Origin of the sequence: Plantibacter sp. LMC-P-059a, from assembly GCF_030209505.1 — a bacterium.
GTDB lineage: Bacteria > Actinomycetota > Actinomycetes > Actinomycetales > Microbacteriaceae > Plantibacter.
The window spans coordinates 447,836-467,644 of record NZ_JARVRZ010000001.1; the positions used below are offsets into that span (position 1 = coordinate 447,836).

Annotated in this window: 15 protein-coding genes and 1 tRNA gene; 4 read left to right on the top strand and 12 right to left on the bottom strand. The window is 69.1% G+C overall.

Going from position 1 to position 19,809, the window contains the following annotated elements:
- Window positions 1-51: 51 nt before the first annotated feature.
- Both QRN27_RS02165 and QRN27_RS02170 read left to right on the top strand, forming a co-directional pair.
- On the top strand, window positions 52-948 hold the full coding sequence (locus QRN27_RS02165; protein WP_502929459.1) for a hypothetical protein: 897 nt from the start codon (window positions 52-54) through the stop codon (window positions 946-948).
- 52 nt (window positions 949-1,000) lie between these two features.
- Complete coding sequence (locus tag QRN27_RS02170) at window positions 1,001-2,476, top strand: glycosyltransferase (protein ID WP_285040549.1); 1,476 nt, start codon at window positions 1,001-1,003, stop codon at window positions 2,474-2,476.
- Here the strand turns inward: QRN27_RS02170 and QRN27_RS02175 are convergent.
- The 6 genes from QRN27_RS02175 to QRN27_RS02200 all read right to left on the bottom strand — a co-directional run bounded on the left by QRN27_RS02175 (window position 2,397) and on the right by QRN27_RS02200 (window position 9,586).
- Complete coding sequence (locus tag QRN27_RS02175) at window positions 2,397-3,605, bottom strand: acyltransferase family protein (RefSeq protein ID WP_285040550.1); 1,209 nt, start codon at window positions 3,603-3,605, stop codon at window positions 2,397-2,399. The two genes, QRN27_RS02170 and QRN27_RS02175, sit on opposite strands and share 80 nt — an antisense overlap.
- A 53-nt stretch (window positions 3,606-3,658) precedes the next feature.
- Window positions 3,659-4,951: a CDP-glycerol glycerophosphotransferase family protein gene (locus tag QRN27_RS02180; protein WP_285040551.1), complete on the bottom strand. Its 1,293-nt coding sequence runs from the start codon at window positions 4,949-4,951 to the stop codon at window positions 3,659-3,661.
- A gap of 67 nt (window positions 4,952-5,018) precedes the next feature.
- Complete coding sequence (locus QRN27_RS02185) at window positions 5,019-5,903, bottom strand: glycosyltransferase family 2 protein (protein ID WP_285040743.1); 885 nt, start codon at window positions 5,901-5,903, stop codon at window positions 5,019-5,021.
- The gene (locus QRN27_RS02190) at window positions 5,903-6,730 is read right to left on the bottom strand and encodes a CDP-alcohol phosphatidyltransferase family protein (protein WP_285040552.1); all 828 of its coding nucleotides are present in this window, start codon (window positions 6,728-6,730) and stop codon (window positions 5,903-5,905) included. Before QRN27_RS02190 ends, QRN27_RS02185 begins: the two co-directional genes overlap by 1 nt.
- Window positions 6,731-7,798, bottom strand: coding sequence for a glycosyltransferase family 2 protein (locus QRN27_RS02195; protein WP_285040553.1), 1,068 nt, complete (start codon window positions 7,796-7,798; stop codon window positions 6,731-6,733).
- Between the two features lie 120 nt (window positions 7,799-7,918).
- Window positions 7,919-9,586, bottom strand: a complete 1,668-nt coding sequence (locus tag QRN27_RS02200) for a S1C family serine protease (RefSeq protein WP_285040554.1) — start codon at window positions 9,584-9,586, stop codon at window positions 7,919-7,921.
- A gap of 158 nt (window positions 9,587-9,744) precedes the next feature.
- Between QRN27_RS02200 and QRN27_RS02205 the strand changes: the two genes are divergently transcribed.
- Window positions 9,745-10,941 (top strand): aminotransferase class I/II-fold pyridoxal phosphate-dependent enzyme, encoded by a 1,197-nt coding sequence (locus tag QRN27_RS02205; RefSeq protein WP_285040555.1) that lies wholly within the window; start codon window positions 9,745-9,747, stop codon window positions 10,939-10,941.
- A 60-nt stretch (window positions 10,942-11,001) separates the two neighbouring features.
- Here the strand turns inward: QRN27_RS02205 and QRN27_RS02210 are convergent, their stop codons facing one another.
- The 4 genes from QRN27_RS02210 to QRN27_RS02225 all read right to left on the bottom strand — a co-directional run bounded on the left by QRN27_RS02210 (window position 11,002) and on the right by QRN27_RS02225 (window position 15,215).
- The gene (locus QRN27_RS02210; protein ID WP_285040556.1) at window positions 11,002-11,898 is read right to left on the bottom strand and encodes a glycine betaine ABC transporter substrate-binding protein; all 897 of its coding nucleotides are present in this window, start codon (window positions 11,896-11,898) and stop codon (window positions 11,002-11,004) included.
- Between the two features lie 68 nt (window positions 11,899-11,966).
- On the bottom strand, window positions 11,967-12,968 hold the full coding sequence (locus QRN27_RS02215; protein WP_285040557.1) for an ABC transporter permease: 1,002 nt from the start codon (window positions 12,966-12,968) through the stop codon (window positions 11,967-11,969).
- On the bottom strand, window positions 12,965-14,335 hold the full coding sequence (locus tag QRN27_RS02220; RefSeq protein WP_285040558.1) for a quaternary amine ABC transporter ATP-binding protein: 1,371 nt from the start codon (window positions 14,333-14,335) through the stop codon (window positions 12,965-12,967). Before QRN27_RS02220 ends, QRN27_RS02215 begins: the two co-directional genes overlap by 4 nt.
- A gap of 397 nt (window positions 14,336-14,732) precedes the next feature.
- On the bottom strand, window positions 14,733-15,215 hold the full coding sequence (locus tag QRN27_RS02225) for an Lrp/AsnC family transcriptional regulator (protein ID WP_285040559.1): 483 nt from the start codon (window positions 15,213-15,215) through the stop codon (window positions 14,733-14,735).
- Window positions 15,216-15,385: 170 nt separating this feature from the next.
- Between QRN27_RS02225 and ald the strand changes: the two genes are divergently transcribed.
- The gene (ald, locus tag QRN27_RS02230) at window positions 15,386-16,507 is read left to right on the top strand and encodes an alanine dehydrogenase (protein WP_285040560.1); all 1,122 of its coding nucleotides are present in this window, start codon (window positions 15,386-15,388) and stop codon (window positions 16,505-16,507) included.
- Between the two features lie 96 nt (window positions 16,508-16,603).
- Here the strand turns inward: ald and QRN27_RS02235 are convergent.
- Together QRN27_RS02235 and QRN27_RS02240 are read right to left on the bottom strand one after the other, a co-directional pair.
- A tRNA-Met gene (locus QRN27_RS02235) sits at window positions 16,604-16,677 on the bottom strand.
- A 168-nt stretch (window positions 16,678-16,845) separates the two neighbouring features.
- Complete coding sequence (locus QRN27_RS02240; RefSeq protein ID WP_285040561.1) at window positions 16,846-19,770, bottom strand: UPF0182 family membrane protein; 2,925 nt, start codon at window positions 19,768-19,770, stop codon at window positions 16,846-16,848.
- Window positions 19,771-19,809 lie beyond the last annotated feature (39 nt).

Below are 19,809 nucleotides of genomic sequence, written 5' to 3' on the forward strand. Positions count from 1 at the left end.
TCCTGCAGGACCACGACGTAGACTGGCCGCCCCGCCCACGAGGAGGCCGTCATGACCGGACCGCAGCAGGGACCGGTTCCCGGTCCCGCCCACTACCCGAACCCCGCAGCGCAGCAGCCAATGCTCCCCGAGCCGGGGTGGGTGCGGGCGCTCGACCGCGTCCTCTGGGTGCAGCGGCCGGTGGTCGTGGCCCACATCCGGTCGATCCGACGCATGTACCCCAACGCGACGGCCGATCAGCTGATCCGGGTCCTGGAACGTCGGTACCTCGCGACGGTGACGACGACCGGTGCGGCCGTCGGTGCGACCGCCGTCGTGCCCGCCATCGGGACCGCGACGACCCTCGCACTCTCCGGCGTCGAGACGGCCGGCTTCCTCGAGGCGACCGCGCTGTTCGCGCAGTCGGTCACGGAGGTCCACGGCATCGCCCTGGCCGATCCGGTCCGGTCCCGCGCACTCGTCATGACGATGATGCTCGGGAAGGCCGGCACCGACCTCCTCCGCAACTTCGGCTCCCAGGCAACCGGGAAGGGCATCCCCCGACAGGCGTTCTGGGGTCAGACGATCACCCAGGGGCTGCCGTCGATGATCGTGGGACCGGTCGCGGACCAGCTGCGGGTGCGATTCGTCAAACACTTCGCGGCGAGCGGTGGAGCCGGCGTGATCGGCAAGGCCCTCCCCTTCGGTGTCGGCGCGGCCGTCGGCGGTATCGGCAACCACCTCCTGGGTCGGCAGGTGGTCCGCGCAGCCCGTCAGGCGTTCGGACCGGCGCCGTTCGTGGTCCCGCTGGACCTCGAGCCGCGGATGCGCGTGGTCACCGGCACGTCTCGCCTCGGCAAGTTCCGTGACCAGGTGTTCCGCCGACGCGGGCAGCAGGCCATCGAGTCCGGCCCTGGCGCGTCGGGTCACCCCGAAGGCCCCGCCCAGGACCCGCCAGTCGGCCCGTGAGTCGCTGGAGGCGATGCGGCATCTCTCCAGGTCCGTCGCGTAGCGTCGAGCCGTGAAACTTCCCTTCCTGCGCCGTTCCCAGAGCCTCCTCCCCGAAGGTCGTCACTTCGCGGTCACCTGGGGCCTGACGGACGACTTCGGCGGGATGACCGAGGCGATGTTCCACCGTTCGCGTGCGTTCGTGCGTCTGGCCGGTACGCCCGTCGACATCCTCACCTTCGACCAGCGACCGGACTACCCCGCGCTCGAGGAGCGGCTCCGATCCCGAGGTGACCTCGTGGACGGCATGCACCTCGTCAACCTCTACGACTGGCTGCGCGCGAACCCGCTGCCGGGTGGTTCCCTCGACCTCGACCGGTATCCGTTCACGCCGCTCCCCACCGTCGACGACGGCACCGAACGGCGCCGCGGCGAGGCCGTGCTGAGCCGGGAGCGCCGCGACGACGCCGGCCAGGTGCTGCAGGTCGACGTCTACCGAACCGACGGCACCCTCCTCCTCTCCGACCGCCGCGACACCAAGGAGCTGGGCACCAAGGGCGGCCGCTCCGTCGTGCTGTGCGACGACCATGGCCGACCGGTGCGCACCTGGGGCCGGATCTGGTCGCTGTACCGCGCGTGGTTCGACGCGATCACCGCAGGCGCCCCGGCCTGGATGATCGTCGACAGCAAGACCACCGCCCCGTTCGTCCTGAGTTACCGCAAGCGGAACGTCGTCACGGCGCACGTCGTGCACGCCTCCCACCTCCAGGGCACCGAGCGCCCGCACGGTCGTCTGCGGGAGTCGCGTCGCGCGGTCTTCGAGGCTCTGGACGACTTCGACCTCGTCGCCCTCCTGAGCGAGCGTCAACTGGCCGATGTGCGGACCATGCTCGGCGACCACGCCTCGCTCGCGGTCATCCCGAACTCGCGTGACCTCGTCGACAAGCACGTCGCGCAGGCGGCGCGTCCCCGTCATCGTGGGATGTTCCTCGGGTCGCTCACGGCGCGCAAGCGCCCCGCAAACGCCATCCGTGCCGTGCTGGCGGCGACACCCGCCGTCGGCACGCCTCCGACGCTCGACGTCTACGGCGGCGGCGAGCTGCTCGGCGAGCTGCAGGCCATCCTGAGCGCGGAGGATCCCGAGCACCGCATCGTCCTCCACGGCTATGACCGCTCGGCCCGCGAACAGCTCGGGTCCGGCTCGTTCCTCGTCATGACCTCGACCTCGGAGGGCTTCCCACTCGTCCTCGTCGAGGCGATGGCGGCGGGCTGCCTGCCGATCGTCGTCGACGTGCCCTACGGGCCCGCCGACATCGTCACCGATGGACGGAACGGCTTCCTCGTCCCGTCCGCCGAACCGGCCGTCGTCGCCGCCGCCATCGAGCGGCTGCTCGCCCTCCCAGACCACGAGGTGGACGCCATGCGCCGCCACGCGCGGTCCACCGCCGAGCAATACGACGACGAGGCCGTCACCCGTCGGTGGGCTCAGGAGTTGCGCGCGGCCGATCGTCGGAAGAAGCGGAAGGCGCTCGTCCCCCGCGTCGGCTGACGGCCCAGGAACGCACCGCTTCCGACTGCGCCTGGACGGCCCGGCCGACGCGACGCGCGAGGCCGTGCGAGGGCCGCTCGACGAGCTGGAAGAACGCGGCGGCGACCACCAGGCTGAGTGGGACACCCACGATGCCCACCAGCCACCAGCGTGCGTCCCCGAAGGAGAACGCCAGCGTCGCGAGGATCGGCGCGTGCACGAGGTAGAGGCTGAACGACACCTTCCCGAGCCACAGGATCGGGCGGACCTCGAGCAGCCGTCGGGCGAGCGGGCTTCCGATGGCGACGACGATGAGTCCGGCCGCGCCCACCCCGGAGAGCCCCCAGAGCGCCTGGCCGAGCGTCGAGGAAGACTCGACGAAGGGACGGGACAACCAGCTGGCCACGAGGAGCAGGGCGGAGACGCCCGTCAGGACGCCCCACTGCCACGGACGTGGCCGCGCCGCCGCCCAGTCCCGGAGGCTGTCGAGCCGGACCGCGATCAGCGTGCCGATGAAGAAGGCCGGGAGGTACACGGCGGCGTCGAGGCCCGCGACGCGACCGACGACCATCACGACCGACATGAGTGCCGCGATCGGCCACGCCCAGCGACGGAGCAGCCGTGCGAGCAGGACCGCGACCGGCAGGAGGAGCGTGAAGATGAGCTCCCACCGCAACGACCAGAGCGTGTTGACGAGCGTGTAGCTGACCGGCGTGAGGGTGGCCTCCGACAGGAGGTGCAGCGGATCGACGCTCGTCGCGTTCGCGTTGGCGATCCACTCACCGCTCGTGACCGAGGCCTGATCCCGCGGGATGAGCAGGATGAGCGCCGCCGCGAACAGCAGCGCTCCCCAGACCGGCAGGTAGAGCCGGACGAAGCGGGCGGCGAAGAAGCCCGGCCAGCTCGCGCCACCGCGCAACAACGGCAACGCCACGACGAGGCCGCTCAGGACGAAGAACACCTGCACGGCCTCGGTTCCGGCGAACAGGAGCTTGAGTGGCGTCTCCGTCGCGATGTCCCAGGCCGGTTCCGAGATGCTGCCGGTGGCGAAGGGTCGCGCCAGCAACGACACGTGGTAGAGCACCACGACGACGCTGGCGACACCACGGACTCCGTCGAGGGAGGCCAGTCGCCCGGAGGACGGATTCACCTGCCCGACCCTACGTGGTTCTCCTGGGCGCGGACTCAACGATCCAGCGCGCCTCAGGCGCGATCCTCGTCGTCGTCCTCGTCCTCGTCGTCCTCATGCTCGTCGAGCTCCGGGCGGTCACCTGCGTGGAGGAGCGCGAACCGGTCCCATTCCGCCATCAGGTGCTCGATGGCCTCGTGGAACCGGGCGGTCGTGACCCCGGGTGTCGTGTCGCCGAAGTAGTACTCGACCCAGTGCTGCAGGCGTGCGACCGTGTCCGGATCCTGGAGGAGGCGGTCGATCCCGCCCACGATGTCCGGCGCGTCCGACGCGTCGAGCCACTCGCACGCCGAGAGGTATCCCCCGGTGTCGATCTCGGCCTCGGGATGCACCGGACGTGTGATCATGAGCGGCTTCCCACTGGCCAGCCGGTCGTACACCATGGCGGAGATGTCCACGATCGCCGCATCGGCCGCCGCCAGTTGCCAGCCGAGTTCCGCGCCGGTGTCGACGACGTGCTGAGCGCTCGGGTCCGCGCGGTTCGCCTCCTGCAGCGCGGACATGATCTCGCGATTGGCGCTGGCGTAGGACGCGTCGACGACACCGCTGCGCGGGTGCGGCCGATACAGGACGCGGTGACGCCCGGTGGCGATCAAGGCTCGGACGAGGGCGACCCCGTGACTCGCGATCGACCCGTACGCGGCCGCGGCGCGGTCGCCTTCCCAGGTCGGGGCGTAGAGCACCACGATCCGGTCGTCGGGTGTGTAGGGCAGCGCTCCCGAGTAGTGGTCGGCCTGGGGACGGCCGATCATGATGGCGCGTTTGTCGAAGTCGTAGTCCCAGAGCACCCGCTCGAGTCGGTTCCTCGCTGCCTGACCGGCGATGAGGCTGTAGTCGTAGGCCTTGAACTGGTTCGTGGTCATGTACATCTTGTCGCTCTCGCCATGGTTGACGAAGACGTGCCAGCGGGAGCCGTAGCGGAACATCTGGAAGTTCCTGGCGTTCTGGTTGACGTACAGCACGACGCGGATGTCCTGCTCGGCGAGCGTCCGTTCCAGCGCGACGACCGTCCGGACGTAGGCCGTGGGGACGGGCGACTCCTCGAACAGCTTCGCGGCCGCCGTCGCCCCGCGGCTGAGGATGAGGACCGGCCAGCGCTTGGAGAGCTCGGCGAGCGGGCGGTACCACTGCCGGATCTGGTACATGTTCACGGCGCCGTCGGCGAAGTACACCGCCACCTTGTAGCGGCCGGGTTCGATCACGGGAGCCGCCTGCATCTGGACGGCGAGGACGGCTCTCGCCCGCCGATTGGCGAGCAGGTCCCGCGCCAGGGTGATGGCGCGACGACCGTCTCTGATCAGTCCCATGTCAGCTCCAGCATCCGTCAAGCGTAACGACGCCAGGTCACGGTGGGGTCACGACGGCACCCGGTGGTCAGATGACGGGCGGCCGGCCCGCTCTGGCCATCCGCCAGACCGTGCGCCACCGCAACGGTCGGCGTCCACCCGGGTCGGTCCGCCAGCCCTCGCGCCACCCGCCGAACCAGGGCCGGAGCGCCTCGGGCTTGCGCCACCACCGGGCGACCTGGATCAGCGTCCAGGAACCCACGTAGAGCGGGATGAGCGGGAGCGGGAGGTTCCGTCGGGCGAGCCAGACACGGTTCCGTGCGTTCAGGCGGTAGTACGCGGTGTGCCTGGTCGGCTCGGTGACCGGGTGGTTCGCCTCGAGCGACGCCTCGTACCAGGCGCGCCTCCCCTGATCCCAGACCCGCCAGGCGAGTTCGATGCCCTCGTGCGCGTAGAAGAAGGGATCGGCCCAACCGCCGACGGCGTCGAACACCCGGCGAGGCAGGAGGACCGCCGCCTCGAGGCAGGAGAAGACCGCGCTCGAGTGACGGGGATCCTTGTCGCGGGTCCTGGGCACCCAGCGGGACGGCGTCGGGACACCGGTCGCGTCGGCGAGCCTGGGCTGGAGCAGCCCGATCGACCGGTCGGCGTCGAGCATCGCGATCGCGTCCTGGAGGAACGTGGTCGACGGGATGGTCGCGTCGTCGTCGAGGAAGAAGATGAACTCGCCGTTGACCGCGGCGGCACCGCGGTTGCGACCGGCGGGGATACCGAGGTTCTCGGCCAGCGCCAGCCCACGCACCCCCGAGGGGAGCCCGGACGGTTCCCAGCCGTTGCCGACCACCACGACATCGAGTTCGACGCCACGCTGGGCGAGCAGGCTCGCGACACCGGCGGCGAGCTCGACGGGCCGGGTCCCCTGTGTCAGCACGACGACGCCGACGGATCGGGTGACCGGGATCGGTCCCGACATCACGCGCGCAGTCGATTCGACGAGACGATCGCGACGAAGTGGCCGACGACCGTCAAGAGGGCGAGCGGCACGAGGACCGCGAGGGTCCACCGCATCGCCTCGACGTCGCCGACGAAGAGCCCGACCACGGAAGCCGCGAAGACGACCATCGTGAGTTCGACCGAGTGGAAGAGGCGGTGGAAGGGCAGGAACCGCGCGACCCGTCTGGCCATCGCGAGGACTCCCCCACGTGGTGCCGACTCCTCCGTCGAGTACGTGAGCTTGGGCGCACCGAAGCCGGCGCGGGCCACGCGCACCATGTCGTTCAAAGCCTTGTTCAGCACGACGAACAGGGCGAGCGCGAACCCGAGCGTGATCCAGGTGAGGTCGACCGGTGCGTCGACCGGCCATCCGGCTGCCCGGACACCGAGCGCGATCGCGATGAGCGACTCGGTCGAGTAGTGTCCCACGGAGTCGAGGAACGCCCCTGCTGGGCTGGACGTCCTGCGCCACCGCGCGACCTCGCCGTCGCAGCAGTCGACGAGCATCTGCGTCTGACCCAGGACGAGGGCGAGCGCGGCGCCGCCGAAGCCCGGGATGAGCAACGCGGCAGCAGCAGCCCAACCGGTCAGGATCATGAGTCCGGTCACGCCGTTGGCGCTGATGCTGGTGCGCAAGAGCAGCCACGTGACGTACGGCGACAGGTCGCGGAGGTAGAGGTCCGCCGTCCAGTGCTCCGCATTCTTCCGGGCTCGGACCTCGGGGGGCTGCGCCACAGCCCGGAGTTCGGCGATCGTCCGCGGCGGGGTGAGCCGCGGACCCGGAGCGTCCGCACGGGGATCCGACATCTAGACCGCCTTCGGTGGGTTGCGCAGCGCGGAGATGTCCTTCGCGAGCGAGCCGTAGCCGAGCACGAAACCGGTGCCCCAGCAGAAGTGGATGCACGGAAGTACGACGAGCATCCACAGGCTCGTACGCACGCCGTCCCGCCCGGTGACGACGATGCTCGCGAGCAGCACGATGAGCGCGTACCCGATGGGTGCCGCGAACCCGATCAAGAGCCACGGTGGGATGCCGGCAGCGAGCTGGAGGAGCCCGCCGAGGCCGAGCAGGGTGCCGAGGACGATCCCGAGCACGAGCACCGGCGGGGCGAAGTACCTGAGCGTGCCGCGAGTGGGGAAGCTGCGACTGAGCTCGCCGCGCCAGAGGCCGGTGGAGAAGAACTGGCGGGCGAGGGCGCGCAGGCTCGCGCGCGGGCGGTACACGACGCGCAGTTCGGGCGTGAACCAGACGAGGCCTCCCGCATGCTTGATGCGGCGGTTGAGCTCCCAGTCCTGCCCGCGCTTGATGCGCTCGTCGAACATGCCGACCCGTACGAGCATCTCGCGGTCGAACACGCCGAGGTAGACCGTGTCGGCCGGCCCCTCACGCCCGCCGACGTGGTGCGGCGTGCCGCCGAGGCCCACCCGCGAACCGTACGCGCGGGCCACCGCCGTCTCGAACGCGGTGCGGCCGCGGGCGTCCATGATCCCGCCGACGTTCTGCGCACCGGTGCGCAGCATCGTCTCCACGGCGGTCCGGGCGTAGTCGCTCGGCAGCTCCGAATGGGCGTCGACCCGGATGACGATCGGATGCGTCGACGCCGAGATGGCGAGGTTCAGCCCGGCCGGGGTCGAGCCGACGCGGTTCTCGAGCACGTGGATGCGCGGGTCCGCGGCTTGGAGCGACCGGACCAGCTCCGTCGTGCCGTCGATGCTCGGACCGACGGCGATCGTGATCTCGACGTCGCCCGGGTAGTCCTGAGCCAGCAGGCTGTCGACGGCTGCTCGGACGTGCCGCACGTCGTTCAACACGGGCATCACGTAGGAGACTCCGGGCAACGACGGTGCGTCGGCCTGGCCTCGGTCGTTCGACATGTGGGGTTCACTCCGTGATTCGTTCGATCGAGCCTAGCAGCCGGTCGCGGGCACGGCCCCGGACGCGGAGACGCCCGCACGGTGCCGTGCGGGCGTCTCCTGGACTGCGGGTCCCGAGCGTCAGAGCGCGAGTTCCCCGAGGGTGACCTCGGCACTCTGCGAATCGCTCCCCCGGGTGAAGGTGACCTTCGCCGTGGCCCCACCGGCGAGCGCCCGGACCTGCGCGGTCAGGTCGTTCGCCCCGGTGATCGGCACGCCGTTGAACTCCGTCACGACGTCGCCCGACTTCAGGCCGGCGGCCTGGGCGGCGCCGTTCTCCGTCACCTTGTCGATGAGCGCCCCGGCGACGGTGCTCTTCGCGTCGCTCGCGGCATCCTTCACCGTGGCGCCGAGCAAACCGTGGGTCGCCTTCCCCGTCTTGATGATCTCGTCCGAGACGCGCTTGGCGATGTTGGCGGGGATGGCGAAGCCGACGCCGATGCTCCCGCTCTGCGAGGACGCGTCGGTGCTCCCGGCGCTCGCGATGGCGACGTTGACGCCGATGAGCTTGCCGGTGCCGTCGACGAGTGCGCCACCGGAGTTGCCCGGGTTGATCGCCGCGTCGGTCTGGATGACCGCGATGGAGATCGAGGAGGTCGGCGCCGTCGGCGTCTTGCCCGGGACGTCGAAGTTCCAGGGGCTCTGGTTGTCGCCGTTCGGGTCGTCCGACCCGCCGTCGTCGCCGGACCCGGAATCGGGCACGGCGGACGAAGCGACGGTGATGCTGCGGTTCAGGGCACTGACGATCCCGTCGGTGACCGTTCCGGCCAAGCCGAGCGGTGCGCCGATCGCGACGGCCGTCTCGCCGACGTTGAGCTTGTCGGAGTTCGCGAACTCCATCGGGCTGAGGCCGGATGCGTCCTCGAGCTTGATGACGGCGAGGTCGTAGACGGGGTCGGTGCCGACGAGCTTGGCGGTGTACAGCTTGCCGTTCGCGTCCGTGACCCGGATGGTGGGGTCGGCGACCTGACCGTCGAGGGTCACGACGTGGGTGTTCGTCAGGACGTACCCGTCCTTGCTGAGCACGATGCCGGAACCGGTACCGGCGCTCTGGCCTCCCTGCACCGACAGCGTCACGACACTCGGCCCGGCCGTCGCGGCGATGGCCGTCGTGAGGCTGACGTCGGCGTCGTCGTTGATCGCGAAGGCCTTCGACCCGGCCTCATTGCTCGACACGCTCGACTTCGTCGCGTTCGTCACCCAGAGGGTCGCTCCCGCGCCGGACGCACCGCCGATGAGGGCTCCGACCGCGAGCATCGCGACCATCCCGGCGAGCGGGCGGTTCGTCTTCTTTGGGCGGGGCGGCGTCGGGGTCCCGCCGTGCTGCTGGGCGTAGGGCGACGCACCGTAGGCACCGGGCTGGTACTGCCCGGTGCCAGGCTGGCCGGACTGCGGGTGTCCGGGCTGCGGGTGCCCTGCCTGCGGCTGGGCGGGCTGCTGGTAGGCGCCGTACGCGTTCGGCTGCGGTTGACGCGTGAACGCCGCGCTCGGATACTGCGACGGCTGCTGGTAGGGAGACCCCTGCTGCGGCGACCCGAGCGGCTGCTGCGCGGCCTGGCCGTACAGCGGCTCGGTCGGCTGCGTCGCGGTCGGCGGCGGGAAGTACGCACCGGCCGTGGACGGCCGGGTCTCACCCGCGGCGGCGGGACCGCCGGCCTGCTCAGCGGCTGCGGACTGCGGCGTGGTCTCCCCGGCGGGGGTGGACTCGGGGTGTTCGGCGGGCTGCTGTCCGTCTGCGGGTTCGGTCATGGTGGTTCTGCTCCTTCCAAGCGCAGTCAGCTTCGCGCGCCGAGCTGTGTGTTTCATTCGCACGGGCTGTACGCGGGCTAGGTCTTCGCCGCAAGCCGCCGTGGGTGGTGTCCTAGATTGGAGACGGCCTGTCACTCAGGCCGCGGAGGGAGATCGACATGGTGGTTGACGGACCCTGGCGCCGCACTGCGGAGGGCGCCGGACTCGTGGACGAGGAGGGCGCCGTCTCCTCGACGATCTTCGCCGAGATGAGCGCCCTCGCCCTGGAGACCGGCGCGGTGAACCTCGGCCAGGGGTTCCCCGACGAGGACGGACCGGAATCCGTCCTCGCCGAAGCGATCGCCGCGATCGAGCGGGGCGAGAACCAGTACCCGCCGGGCCCCGGCACCCTCGACCTCCGCACCGCCATCGCCGAGCACCAACGACGCTTCTACGGTCTCGACCCCGATCCCCAGGGAGAGGTGCTCGTCACGGCCGGAGCGACCGAGGCGCTCGCCGCCTCCCTGCTCGCCCTCGTCGAGCGCGGCGACGAGGTGGTGACCTTCGAACCGTTCTACGACGCGTACGGCGGCCTCATCGCGCTCGCCGGGGGCAGGCACCGGACCGTGAAGCTGCGCGCACCGGACTTCCAACCCGATCCGGAGGAACTCCGTGCCGCGGTGACCGACCGGACGCGGATCATCCTGGTCAACACGCCGCACAATCCGACCGGCACGGTCCTCGACCGGTCGACCCTCGAACTCATCGTCGAACTCGCCGACCGCCACGACGCGCTCATCGTGACCGACGAGGTCTACGAACATCTGACGTTCGACGTCCCCCACGTCCCGATCGCGACCCTTCCGGGTGCCGCGGAGCGGACGCTGACGATCTCCTCGGGCGGCAAGACCTTCAGCACGACGGGCTGGAAGATCGGTTGGCTGACCGGTCCACGCGAGCTCGTCACGGCGGTCTCGACCGTGAAGCAGTACCTCAGCTACGTCAACGGAGCGCCGTTCCAGCCGGCCATGGCGACGGGGCTCCGCCTCCCCGACGCCGCCTTCACCGCGATCGCCGACGGTCTCCGGGGGAAACGCGACCTCCTGAGCGCGGGGCTCTCGGCGGCGGGCTTCGAGACCTTCCGACCCGACGGCACCTACTTCATCGTCGCGGACGCGGCACCACTCGGCCACCGCGACGCGGCCGCGTTCTGTCGCGCCCTGCCGGAGCTCGCCGGCGTCGTCGCCGTGCCGTTGTCGGCGTTCTGTCTGGACCGCCGCGACCCGGACTACGCGTCACTCGTCCGATTCGCGTTCTGCAAACGCACCGAGGTCCTCACCCGCGCCGTCGACGGGCTCGCGCGGTTCGCCGGCTGACCTCCGCGCGAACGACGACGGGCACCGGATCGCTCCGGTGCCCGTCGTCGTGTCGAGCCGCTACTTGGTGAGCGAGTCCACGTACTCCTGGTTGTCGCTGATCCACTTCTCGACGACCGGCGCGTAGTCCTTCGAGTCACCCTCGTTGAACATGGCGTTCTCGAGCGAGAACAGGCGTTCGGAGTCGAAGTCGAAGTCCTTCAGCCACCCGGCGAGCGTCGGGTACTCCTCGGCGAAGTCGGCCTTGCCGAAGCTGTGGATGCCTTCGGCGTCTCCGAGCGCGCCCTTCGGATCCTCGAGGTCCTTGATCGGGAACGCGTCGTAGGCCCAGTGCGGACGCCAGAGCGTGACGGCAATGTTCTCGCCGGCATCGGTGGCCGCCTTGAGCTCGGAGAGCATCGCGGGAGTACCCGAGGTGAGGAACTCCCAGTCCTCGAGACCGTACTCGGGGATGACCTTGTCCTGGGTCGCCTCGGTGAGGCCTGCACCCGGGTCGATGCCCACGAGGCGGTTGTCGAAGAGGTCGGCGTTCGCGGCCAGGTCCTCGAGGGAGTCGACGGGAGCGTCCTCGTTCACCGCGATCGTGAGCTTCGCGTCGGTGTTCCACGCACCGAGGTCGACGACGTCGTCCCCGAACTTCTCGATGTAGCTCGCGTGGGTGGTCGGCAGCCAGACGTCGAGCGTGAGGTCGTAGTCGCCCGTGCTCAATCCGGAGAACACCGGGGCCGGCTCCGCCTCCTCGAGCGTGACGTCGTAGCCCTGCTTCTCGAGCACGGCCTTCCACAGCTCGGAGGCGGCGATGCCCTCGTCCCAGCCGCTGAAGACGGCGATGGTCACGGCCTGCTTGTCGCCGTTCTCGAGCGTCTCGTCGGAGGCGCCTGCGGAGCAACCGGAGATGGCGAGCGTCGCCGCCGCCCCCGCTGCGATGGTGGTGGCGATCTTGGTGCGGTACTGCATGTTCGATGATTCCTTTCGTCCCGCGAACGGGGATCGGTGTCGTCGGTTGAAGTCGAGAGGGACGGGCGTCAGCGTGAGCCGGCCGGGGACGGAGCGGGCTTCCCGCTCGGCTCGACGTGGCTGGTCGAGTCCGTCGTGGTGGTGCTCGAGGCAGGCGCGGGGCGGATGCCGCCCGGTGCCGGTGTCGGCTTCACACGGCGCCCAGGCTTGCGACCAGCACCGAGCGAGGCGGTCAGGCGGTCCAGGAAGATCGCCAGGATGACGACCGACAGGCCCGCTTCGGAGCCGAGCTGGATGTCGATCCTGGAGAGGCTCTTGACCACGTCGCCACCCAGCCCGCCGGCGCCGACCATGCCCGCGATGACGACCATGGAGAGCGAGAGCATGATGACCTGGTTGACGCCGGCCATGATGTTCGGCATCGCGAGCGGCAGTTGGATCTGGCGCAGGATCCTCCACGAGGAGGCTCCGAACGCGTTGCCGGCCTCGACGACCTCCCGGTCGACGTTGCGGATGCCCAGCTCCGTGAGCCGGACGGCCGGGGCCAACGCGAAGACGATCGTCGCCACGATGCCCGGGACGACACCGATGCGGAAGAGGATGAGCGCCGGGATGAGGTAGACGAACGCCGGGGTGGTCTGCATGAAGTCGAGCAAGGGCCGGATGATCGACGAGGCGACCTTCGACCGGGCGGCCAGGATCCCGAGCGGTATGCCGATGACGATCGCGATGAGGCCGGCGACGAGGACGAGCGAGAGCGAGTCCATCGCGTTCTCCCACTGCTCCACGCCGACGATGATCAGCAGACCGACGGCCGAACCGATCGCGAACACGGGGCCGCGGGCGATGAGCGCGAGGATCGCCGCGACGAGGATGATCACCCAGAAGGGCGGTCCGCTGAGGACCGTGTCGACGCCGTCGTAGAGCCCCTGGAAGACCGCCCGGATCACGTCGAACACCGGCTGGAACACGTCGGTGATGAAGTCGACGAACGCTTCGACCCACGCACCGATCTCGGGGCGGGTGATGGCGTCGACGAGGTCGGACGATTGGAGACGCAGGCCGTTCATCGGACGCTCCCTTCCTGCACGGAGGCGGACGGTTCGGTCATGGACGGTTCAGCGGCCGTCGGATCGACGGACCCACCGTCGTCGGGGTGCTGCGGGTCTTCCGCGGTCGACCGCAGGGTCGCCGTGATGAGCTCGACGGGCACCGTCGCCGGCGGACCGACGAGGCTGATCTCGTCCGTGTTGGTGGAGACGTTGCCGACGGCGGCGAGCAGGGTCACCCGCGGGACGACGCCCAGGAGACGCGTCCGCTCGTCCACGACGGCGACCGGGAGGGCGCTTTCGACCGCTGACTCGAACAGGTCGACGAGCGCGGCCTCCGGGGAGACCGTGGCGAGGTCCGCCGTGATGACGCTGCCGAGTTCGTGATCGCCGGCCCGGACGAGCCGCAGCACGTCCTTGTCGCGGACGACGCCGAGGAGCTGCCGACCCGGGCCGACGACGAAGGCGGTCGAGGTCTGCAGATCGCGCATGATGCGGAGGGCTGCCCTCGGACCGGCGGACGCGGAGACGACGGAACGCGCCGGTTCCATCACACCTCCGGCGGTGAGCACGCGAGCGCGGTCGACGTCCTGGACGAACTGGGCGACGTAGTCGTTCGCCGGGTCGGTGAGGATGTCGTTGGGGGTCCCCACCTGCACGATCCTGCCGTCGCGCATGACGGCGATCCGGTCGCCGAGGAACATCGCCTCGTTGAGGTCGTGGGTGATGAAGATGATCGTCTTCCCGAGCTCGGCCTGCAGCTCGACGAGCTGCTCCTGCATCTCACGACGGATCAGCGGGTCGAGCGCGGAGAAGGCCTCGTCCATCAGGAGGATGTCGGTGTCGGACGCGAGTGCGCGGGCCAATCCGACGCGCTGCTGCATCCCGCCGGAGAGCTGGCCGGGGAGCTTGTCCTCCCAGCCGGCGAGTCCCACCCGTTCGACGACGGCCTGAGCACGCTCGCGACGCTCCGCCGCGGGCACACCCTTGACCTCCAGCCCGTAGGCCGCGTTCTCGAGGACCGTGCGGTGGGGCAGCAGGGCGAAGTGCTGGAAGACCATGGAGATGTTCTCCTGGCGCACCGCACGCAACTGCTTGGAGGAGACGCCGGAGATCGGCTGCCCGGCGACCGTCACCGTACCGGCGGTCGGCTCGAGCAAGCCGTTGAGCATGCGGATGAGCGTCGACTTCCCTGAGCCGGAGAGGCCCATCACGACGAAGATCTCGCCCTGCTTCACGTCGAACGACGCGTCGATGACGGCAGCGGTCCCGCTCGTCGCGATCTCGTCGCGGGACGCACCCGCTTGCAGACGCTTGACGGCGTCCTTCGGCTTCCTGCCGAAGACTTTGTACAGACCCGTCGCGGAGACGGCAATCGTTTCGGTCATTCTTTCTCCCGGAAGCGCACGCGGAGCCGCGTTGCACTCTTCCTGTCGATCGTCAGGCCGGGTCGAACGACTCAGGATCCGCCCCATCGGCGCACTGACAGACAGCGCGCGGGCTCGGATCACGTGGGGCGTCGACGGCTACCACGTTGCGTTCGACCGTACGTCCAGCACGCCGTCACAAGGCGACAGGGGGCGGGACGCGGTTACGTAGGTCAGCCCTTGCGGGCCGTCGACAACGCTAACGAAACTCACAGCTGGTGGCTAATCGACAATCCCCCGAAAGGCGGACATGGCCGCGGTGGCGCACGCGAAAACCGATCATCACCAGGGTTTTCCGCAGCGCGCCTTCGTTACCTGTTCGTGACCTTGGCGTGGCCGGTCCACCTCGAACCGAGGCTCACTCCCCCACCGTGACACCGAGGAACGAGTGGTCGAACACCAGACTCGTCCGCGTGGAGGCGACGGTCGGGTCGGCGGAGAGGTGCTCGACGACGAAGTCGCGGACGTGTGCACTGTCGCGGGCGGCCAGGTGGATGACGAAGTCCTCGGAGCCGCCGAGGAAGAACACCTGGACGACCTCGGGCAATCGACGGATCCCGGCGCTGAATTCGGCGATCCGCGCTCGCGCGCCGGCTCGGATGTTGACACTGATGAGGGCTTCGAGCCCGAGCCCGACCGCCACCGGGTCGATACTCGCGGCGAACCCGGTGATCACCCCGCGTTCGACCAGCGAACGGATCCGCGCGACACAGGTCGACGGTGCGATCCCCGCGAGCTCCGCCATCCGGGCGTTCGTCATCCGCGCGTTCTCCTGCAGCAGTCGAAGCAGGGTGCGGTCCACGTCGTCGAGGTCGACGGTGCGGCGCAGATTGTTCGTCATCCTGCGATCATCCTCGCTTTCGGACGAATGATCGTCGAATTCCGGGACGAATATTCGGATTTCTGCAGCCCTTCGCGGTCAGGCTCGCAGGAACCCCAGAATAGTCGCACACCGTCCACCGACGAGCGGGAGCCGAGCTGAACGCCGCGGGCCCGCGAGAGGAAGCACTCATGCGCATCGGCATCCCCACTGAGGTCAAGAACAACGAGAACCGGGTCGCCGCGACCCCAGGCGGCGTCCACGAGCTCGTCCGCCACGGACACGAGGTCGTCGTCCAGGCGGGCGCCGGCACCGGCTCAGGCAACCTCGACGAGGCGTACCGCGACGCCGGGGCGACCGTGCTGCCGGATGCAGCCTCCGTCTGGGCGGCGGGCGACCTCCTCCTCAAGGTGAAGGAACCCGTCGCCGCCGAATACGGGTACCTGCGCGCCGATCAGACGCTCTTCACCTACCTGCACCTCGCAGCGGATCGGGCATTAACGGACGCCCTGCTCGCCTCGGGGACGACGGCGATCGCCTACGAGACCGTGCAGCTCGCGAACCGTTCACTCCCCCTGCTCCAGCCCATGAGCGAGGTGGCCGGGCGACTCTCCACCCAGGTCGGGGCCTACCACCTGATGCGGGCGGCCGGCGGCCGGGGCATCCTCCTCGGCGGCGTGCCCGGCACCCCGAAGGCGAAGGTCGTCGTCATCGGTGGTGGCGTGGCCGGCGAGCACGCCGCAGCGAACGCCCTCGGGATGCAGGCGGACGTCACGATCATCGACATCTCGATCCCCCGCCTCCGGGAGCTCGAGAACCGCTTCGGAGGACACGTGCAGACGAGGCCGTCGTCCGCCTACGAGATCGCCGAACAGCTCCGGGACGCGGACCTCGTCATCGGGTCGGTGCTCATCCCCGGCGCCCAGGCACCCAAGCTGGTGACCGATGCGATGGTGGCCGACATGAAGCCGGGGTCCGTCCTCGTCGACATCGCGATCGACCAGGGTGGTTGCTTCGAGGGGTCCAAGCCCACGACGCACGACGACCCGACGTTCCGGGTCCACGACAGCCTCTACTACTGCGTCGCCAACATGCCCGGCGCCGTCCCCGAGACCTCGACGCGGGCCCTGACCAACGCGACCCTCCGCTATGCGCTGGCGATCGCGGATCAGGGCACCGAACAGGCGGTGGCAGCCGACCCGGCCCTGCGCGCCGGCGTGAACGTCCGTGCGGGCGAGGTCACGAACAGCGGCGTCGCCGCCGCCTTCGGCCTGCCCCTCGCGGACCTGGAGGAGCGTCCCTCGGTGCGATGACCCTCGGGTCGCGCCGACGCCTCCGCGCCGGCGCGACCGTAGGTGTGTTAACGAAGAAATCCCGGTCTCAATGAGACCGGGATTTCTTCTTTTCTGTTGCAGGGGCAGGATTTGAACCTACGACCTCTGGGTTATGAGCCCAGCGAGCTACCGAACTGCTCCACCCTGCGGCACAAGAGATAAAGCTAGCATGCATTTCCAGACCCCGCAAATCGAGTGCCGTCAGCGGTCCCGATCAGGGCCTCCGGATGACGATCCTCCGACGAGGACGTCGGCCTCGAACGCTGGAACGGCGCCACCCCGGAGGGTGACGCCGTTCCGTCGAGCAGCAGCTCGGATCAGCCGTTCAGCAGGTCCAACGCCTTCGCGAGCGCGTCGGAGACCTTCTTGTCGGCGACGCCGTAGGCCGCCCAGTCGCCACTGGCCATCGCAGCGTCCTTCTCGAGGATGGCCGCGCGGGCCTCGCTCAGCAGGGTCTTGATCTGCGCGTCGACCGCGGGATCGCCCGTGCTCGGGGTCGTTCCGGTGTCGGTGCCGTCGCCGGTGTCCGTCCCGTCGGCCGGTGGCGTCGTCGTGTCTCCCGGGACGTTCGTGTCACCGGCGTCGGCTCCCGAGTCTCCGCCGAAGAGCGTGTCGAGCGCCTCGTCGAGCGTGTCCTCGAAGGCGATCTGATCACCGAAGGCCACGAGCACCTTCTGCAGCAGCGGGAAGCTCGTGTCACCCGTCGACTTGACGTAGACCGGCTGCACGTAGAGGAGCCCGCCACCGACGGGCACCGTCAGCAGGTTGCCGTTCAGCACCTCCGTCTGGCCCTGCTTCAGGATGTTGATCTGGCTCGACACGCTCGGATCCGAGTCGAAGGTGTTCTGCACCTGGCCCGGGCCCGGGACGGTGTCGTCCTTCGGCAGCGTCAGGAGCCTGATCTTGCCGTAGTCGGAGCTGCGCTTGCCGTCTTCACCGCCCGCGTTCGCGTCCACCGCCAGGTAGCCGGTGAGCACGTTCCGCGACTGTTCGCCACCCTGGCGAGGGATGAAGGTCGAGTACAGCGAGAACGACGGCGCCTGCTGCTCGGGGAGCTGCATCGTCAGGTAGTACGGCGGCTGGTACTTCTTCTCGGTGTCGGTGGACTGCGGGTCGTTGGGGGTCACCCACGCGTCCTCGCTCGAGTAGAAGGAACCGGCGTTCGTGACGTGGTACTGGCCGAGCACCGAACGCTGGACCTTGAAGAGGTCGGCGGGGTACCGGACATGGCTCATGAGGTCGCCGGACATCTCGGACATCGGCTTCACCGTGGACGGGAAGACCTTCTGCCAGGTCTCGAGGATCGGGTCCTTGTCGTCCCAGCTGTAGAGCGTGACCTTGCCGTCGTAGGCGTTGACCGTGGCCTTCACCGAGTTGCGGATGTAGTTCACGTCGTCGAGAGCGTAGTTCTGCACCGGCGTGACCGAGTCGGAGATCGTGTCCGAGAGGCTCACGGTCTTGGAGTACGGGTAGCTGGCGCTCGTCGTGTAGCCGTCCACGATCCAGACGATCTGACCGTCCACCACCGACGGGTAGGGGTCGGAGTCGAGCGTCAGGTAGGGCGCGACCTTCTGGACGCGCGTGAGCGGCTCACGGTCGTACAGGATCTGCGACTGGTCGTTCACCGAGTCGGACAGGAAGATCTGCTCGGACTGGAACTTGAGCGCGTAGACGAGCTTCTTGAAGACGTTGTCGAGCTTGGGCCCGCCGTCACCGTCGAAGGTCGTGTACGTCTGCGACTCCCCCTGCGTGCCCGAGGGGTAGTCCAGCTCGATCGGATCGCTGCCCTTCGGCGCACCGACGATCGAGTAGTCGGGAGACTGCTCGCCGAAGTACACGCGGGGCTCGAAGTCTCCGAGCGCACCGGTCGTCGGGATGCCGGACTCGAGGAACACCGGCTCACCCGAGGCGGAGCGCTGGTTGCCGTAGGCGGCGACCAGGCCGTACCCGTGGGTGTACACGACCGTGTTGTTGATCCACGACTGCGAGTTGTCGAGGCCGGAGACGTTCAGTTCGCGGACCGCGACGACGGTGTCCTGCGTCTTGCCGTCGATCGTGTAGCGGTCGACGTCGAGCTGCTTGTCGAAGGAATAGAACTGCTTGAACTGCTCGAGCTGCGCGACCGAGGCGCTCACCAGCGAGGGGTCGATGATGCGGATGTTCGCGGTCGTCTCCGCGTCCTGACGCAGAGCACCCGGCGTCGCGTCGGTGGTCGCCTCGTACTCCTCCTCCTGCACGTCGGCGATGCCGTAGGCGTCGCGCGTCATGTCGATGTTCTTCTGGATGTACGGCGTCTCGAGGCTCTTCGCATTCGGCTCCACCTGGAACCGCTGGACGATCCACGGGTAGAGGCTGCCGACGATGAGGGAGGCGACGATCAGGAGCGCGGTGCCGACGAGCGGCAGACGCCAGCGGCCGATGAAGGCCGTCACGACGAACAGCACGGCGACCATGAGTGCGATGCCGGCGAGGATCACCCGGCCGGGGATGATCGCGGCGACGTCCGTATAGGACGCTCCGGTGATGAGGGTGCCGGTGTCGTTCAGGGTCGTGTACTGGTCGAGCCACAGGCTGACCGCCTGCAGGATCAGGTAGAGCGCGGCGAGCACCGAGATCTGCACCCGGGCGGCCATGGAGATCCAGACCTCACGGCTGACGACCCGGATGCCTCCGTAGAGGTACGTGACGACGGCGGTGGCGATCAGGGCGATCAGCACGACGGCGGAGGAGAACGCGACGACCGCCTGGAAGAACGGCAGGTCGAAGAGGTAGAAGGAGACGTCGAGGTTGAACTGCGGGTCCTTCGTGCCGGAAGGGGTGCCGTTCATCCACAGCAGGGCCAGCTGCCAGCGCGAGGCGGCGGCGACACCACCGAAGAGCCCGAAGAGCGCGGGGATGCCGTAGGTCGCCAGTCGGCGCAGCGGCTCGACCACCTGCTGGTAGCGGTCCACCTGCGAACTGAGCTTCGCGTAGACCGGGCGGGTCCGGTAGGCGATCTCGATGGCCAGCCAGACGAGCAGGGCCATGCCGACGAAGCCGATAAGGAACATGGCGATGGTGGCGATCCACTGGGTGGTCAGCACCTCGGTGAACCCGAGCTGCTGGAACCACAACAGATCGGCGTAGAACCCCGAGAACACGAAGAACCCGATGAGGAGCGCGGCGATGACCGCCACCGTGATCGCTATCGGGGCGCGTCGGCGCTGAGTGGACAGGGGCTTCTCTGCTGCTGCGGATGTCACGTATGGCCTCTTCAGATAGGGGTCGTCGTGACCATCCTA

Bases quoted from the DNA above. Each gene is read 5' to 3' on its own strand.
- QRN27_RS02165 (WP_502929459.1), top strand. From the start codon at position 52: ATGACCGGACCGCAGCAGGGACCGGTTCCCGGTCCCGCCCACTACCCG.
- QRN27_RS02180 (WP_285040551.1), bottom strand. From the start codon at position 4,951: ATGGGACTGATCAGAGACGGTCGTCGCGCCATCACCCTGGCGCGGGAC.
- QRN27_RS02185 (WP_285040743.1), bottom strand. From the start codon at position 5,903: ATGTCGGGACCGATCCCGGTCACCCGATCCGTCGGCGTCGTCGTGCTG.
- QRN27_RS02190 (WP_285040552.1), bottom strand. From the start codon at position 6,730: ATGTCGGATCCCCGTGCGGACGCTCCGGGTCCGCGGCTCACCCCGCCG.
- QRN27_RS02195 (WP_285040553.1), bottom strand. From the start codon at position 7,798: ATGTCGAACGACCGAGGCCAGGCCGACGCACCGTCGTTGCCCGGAGTC.
- QRN27_RS02200 (WP_285040554.1), bottom strand. From the start codon at position 9,586: ATGACCGAACCCGCAGACGGACAGCAGCCCGCCGAACACCCCGAGTCC.
- QRN27_RS02205 (WP_285040555.1), top strand. From the start codon at position 9,745: ATGGTGGTTGACGGACCCTGGCGCCGCACTGCGGAGGGCGCCGGACTC.
- QRN27_RS02210 (WP_285040556.1), bottom strand. From the start codon at position 11,898: ATGCAGTACCGCACCAAGATCGCCACCACCATCGCAGCGGGGGCGGCG.
- QRN27_RS02215 (WP_285040557.1), bottom strand. From the start codon at position 12,968: ATGAACGGCCTGCGTCTCCAATCGTCCGACCTCGTCGACGCCATCACC.
- QRN27_RS02220 (WP_285040558.1), bottom strand. From the start codon at position 14,335: ATGACCGAAACGATTGCCGTCTCCGCGACGGGTCTGTACAAAGTCTTC.
- QRN27_RS02225 (WP_285040559.1), bottom strand. From the start codon at position 15,215: ATGACGAACAATCTGCGCCGCACCGTCGACCTCGACGACGTGGACCGC.
- ald (WP_285040560.1), top strand. From the start codon at position 15,386: ATGCGCATCGGCATCCCCACTGAGGTCAAGAACAACGAGAACCGGGTC.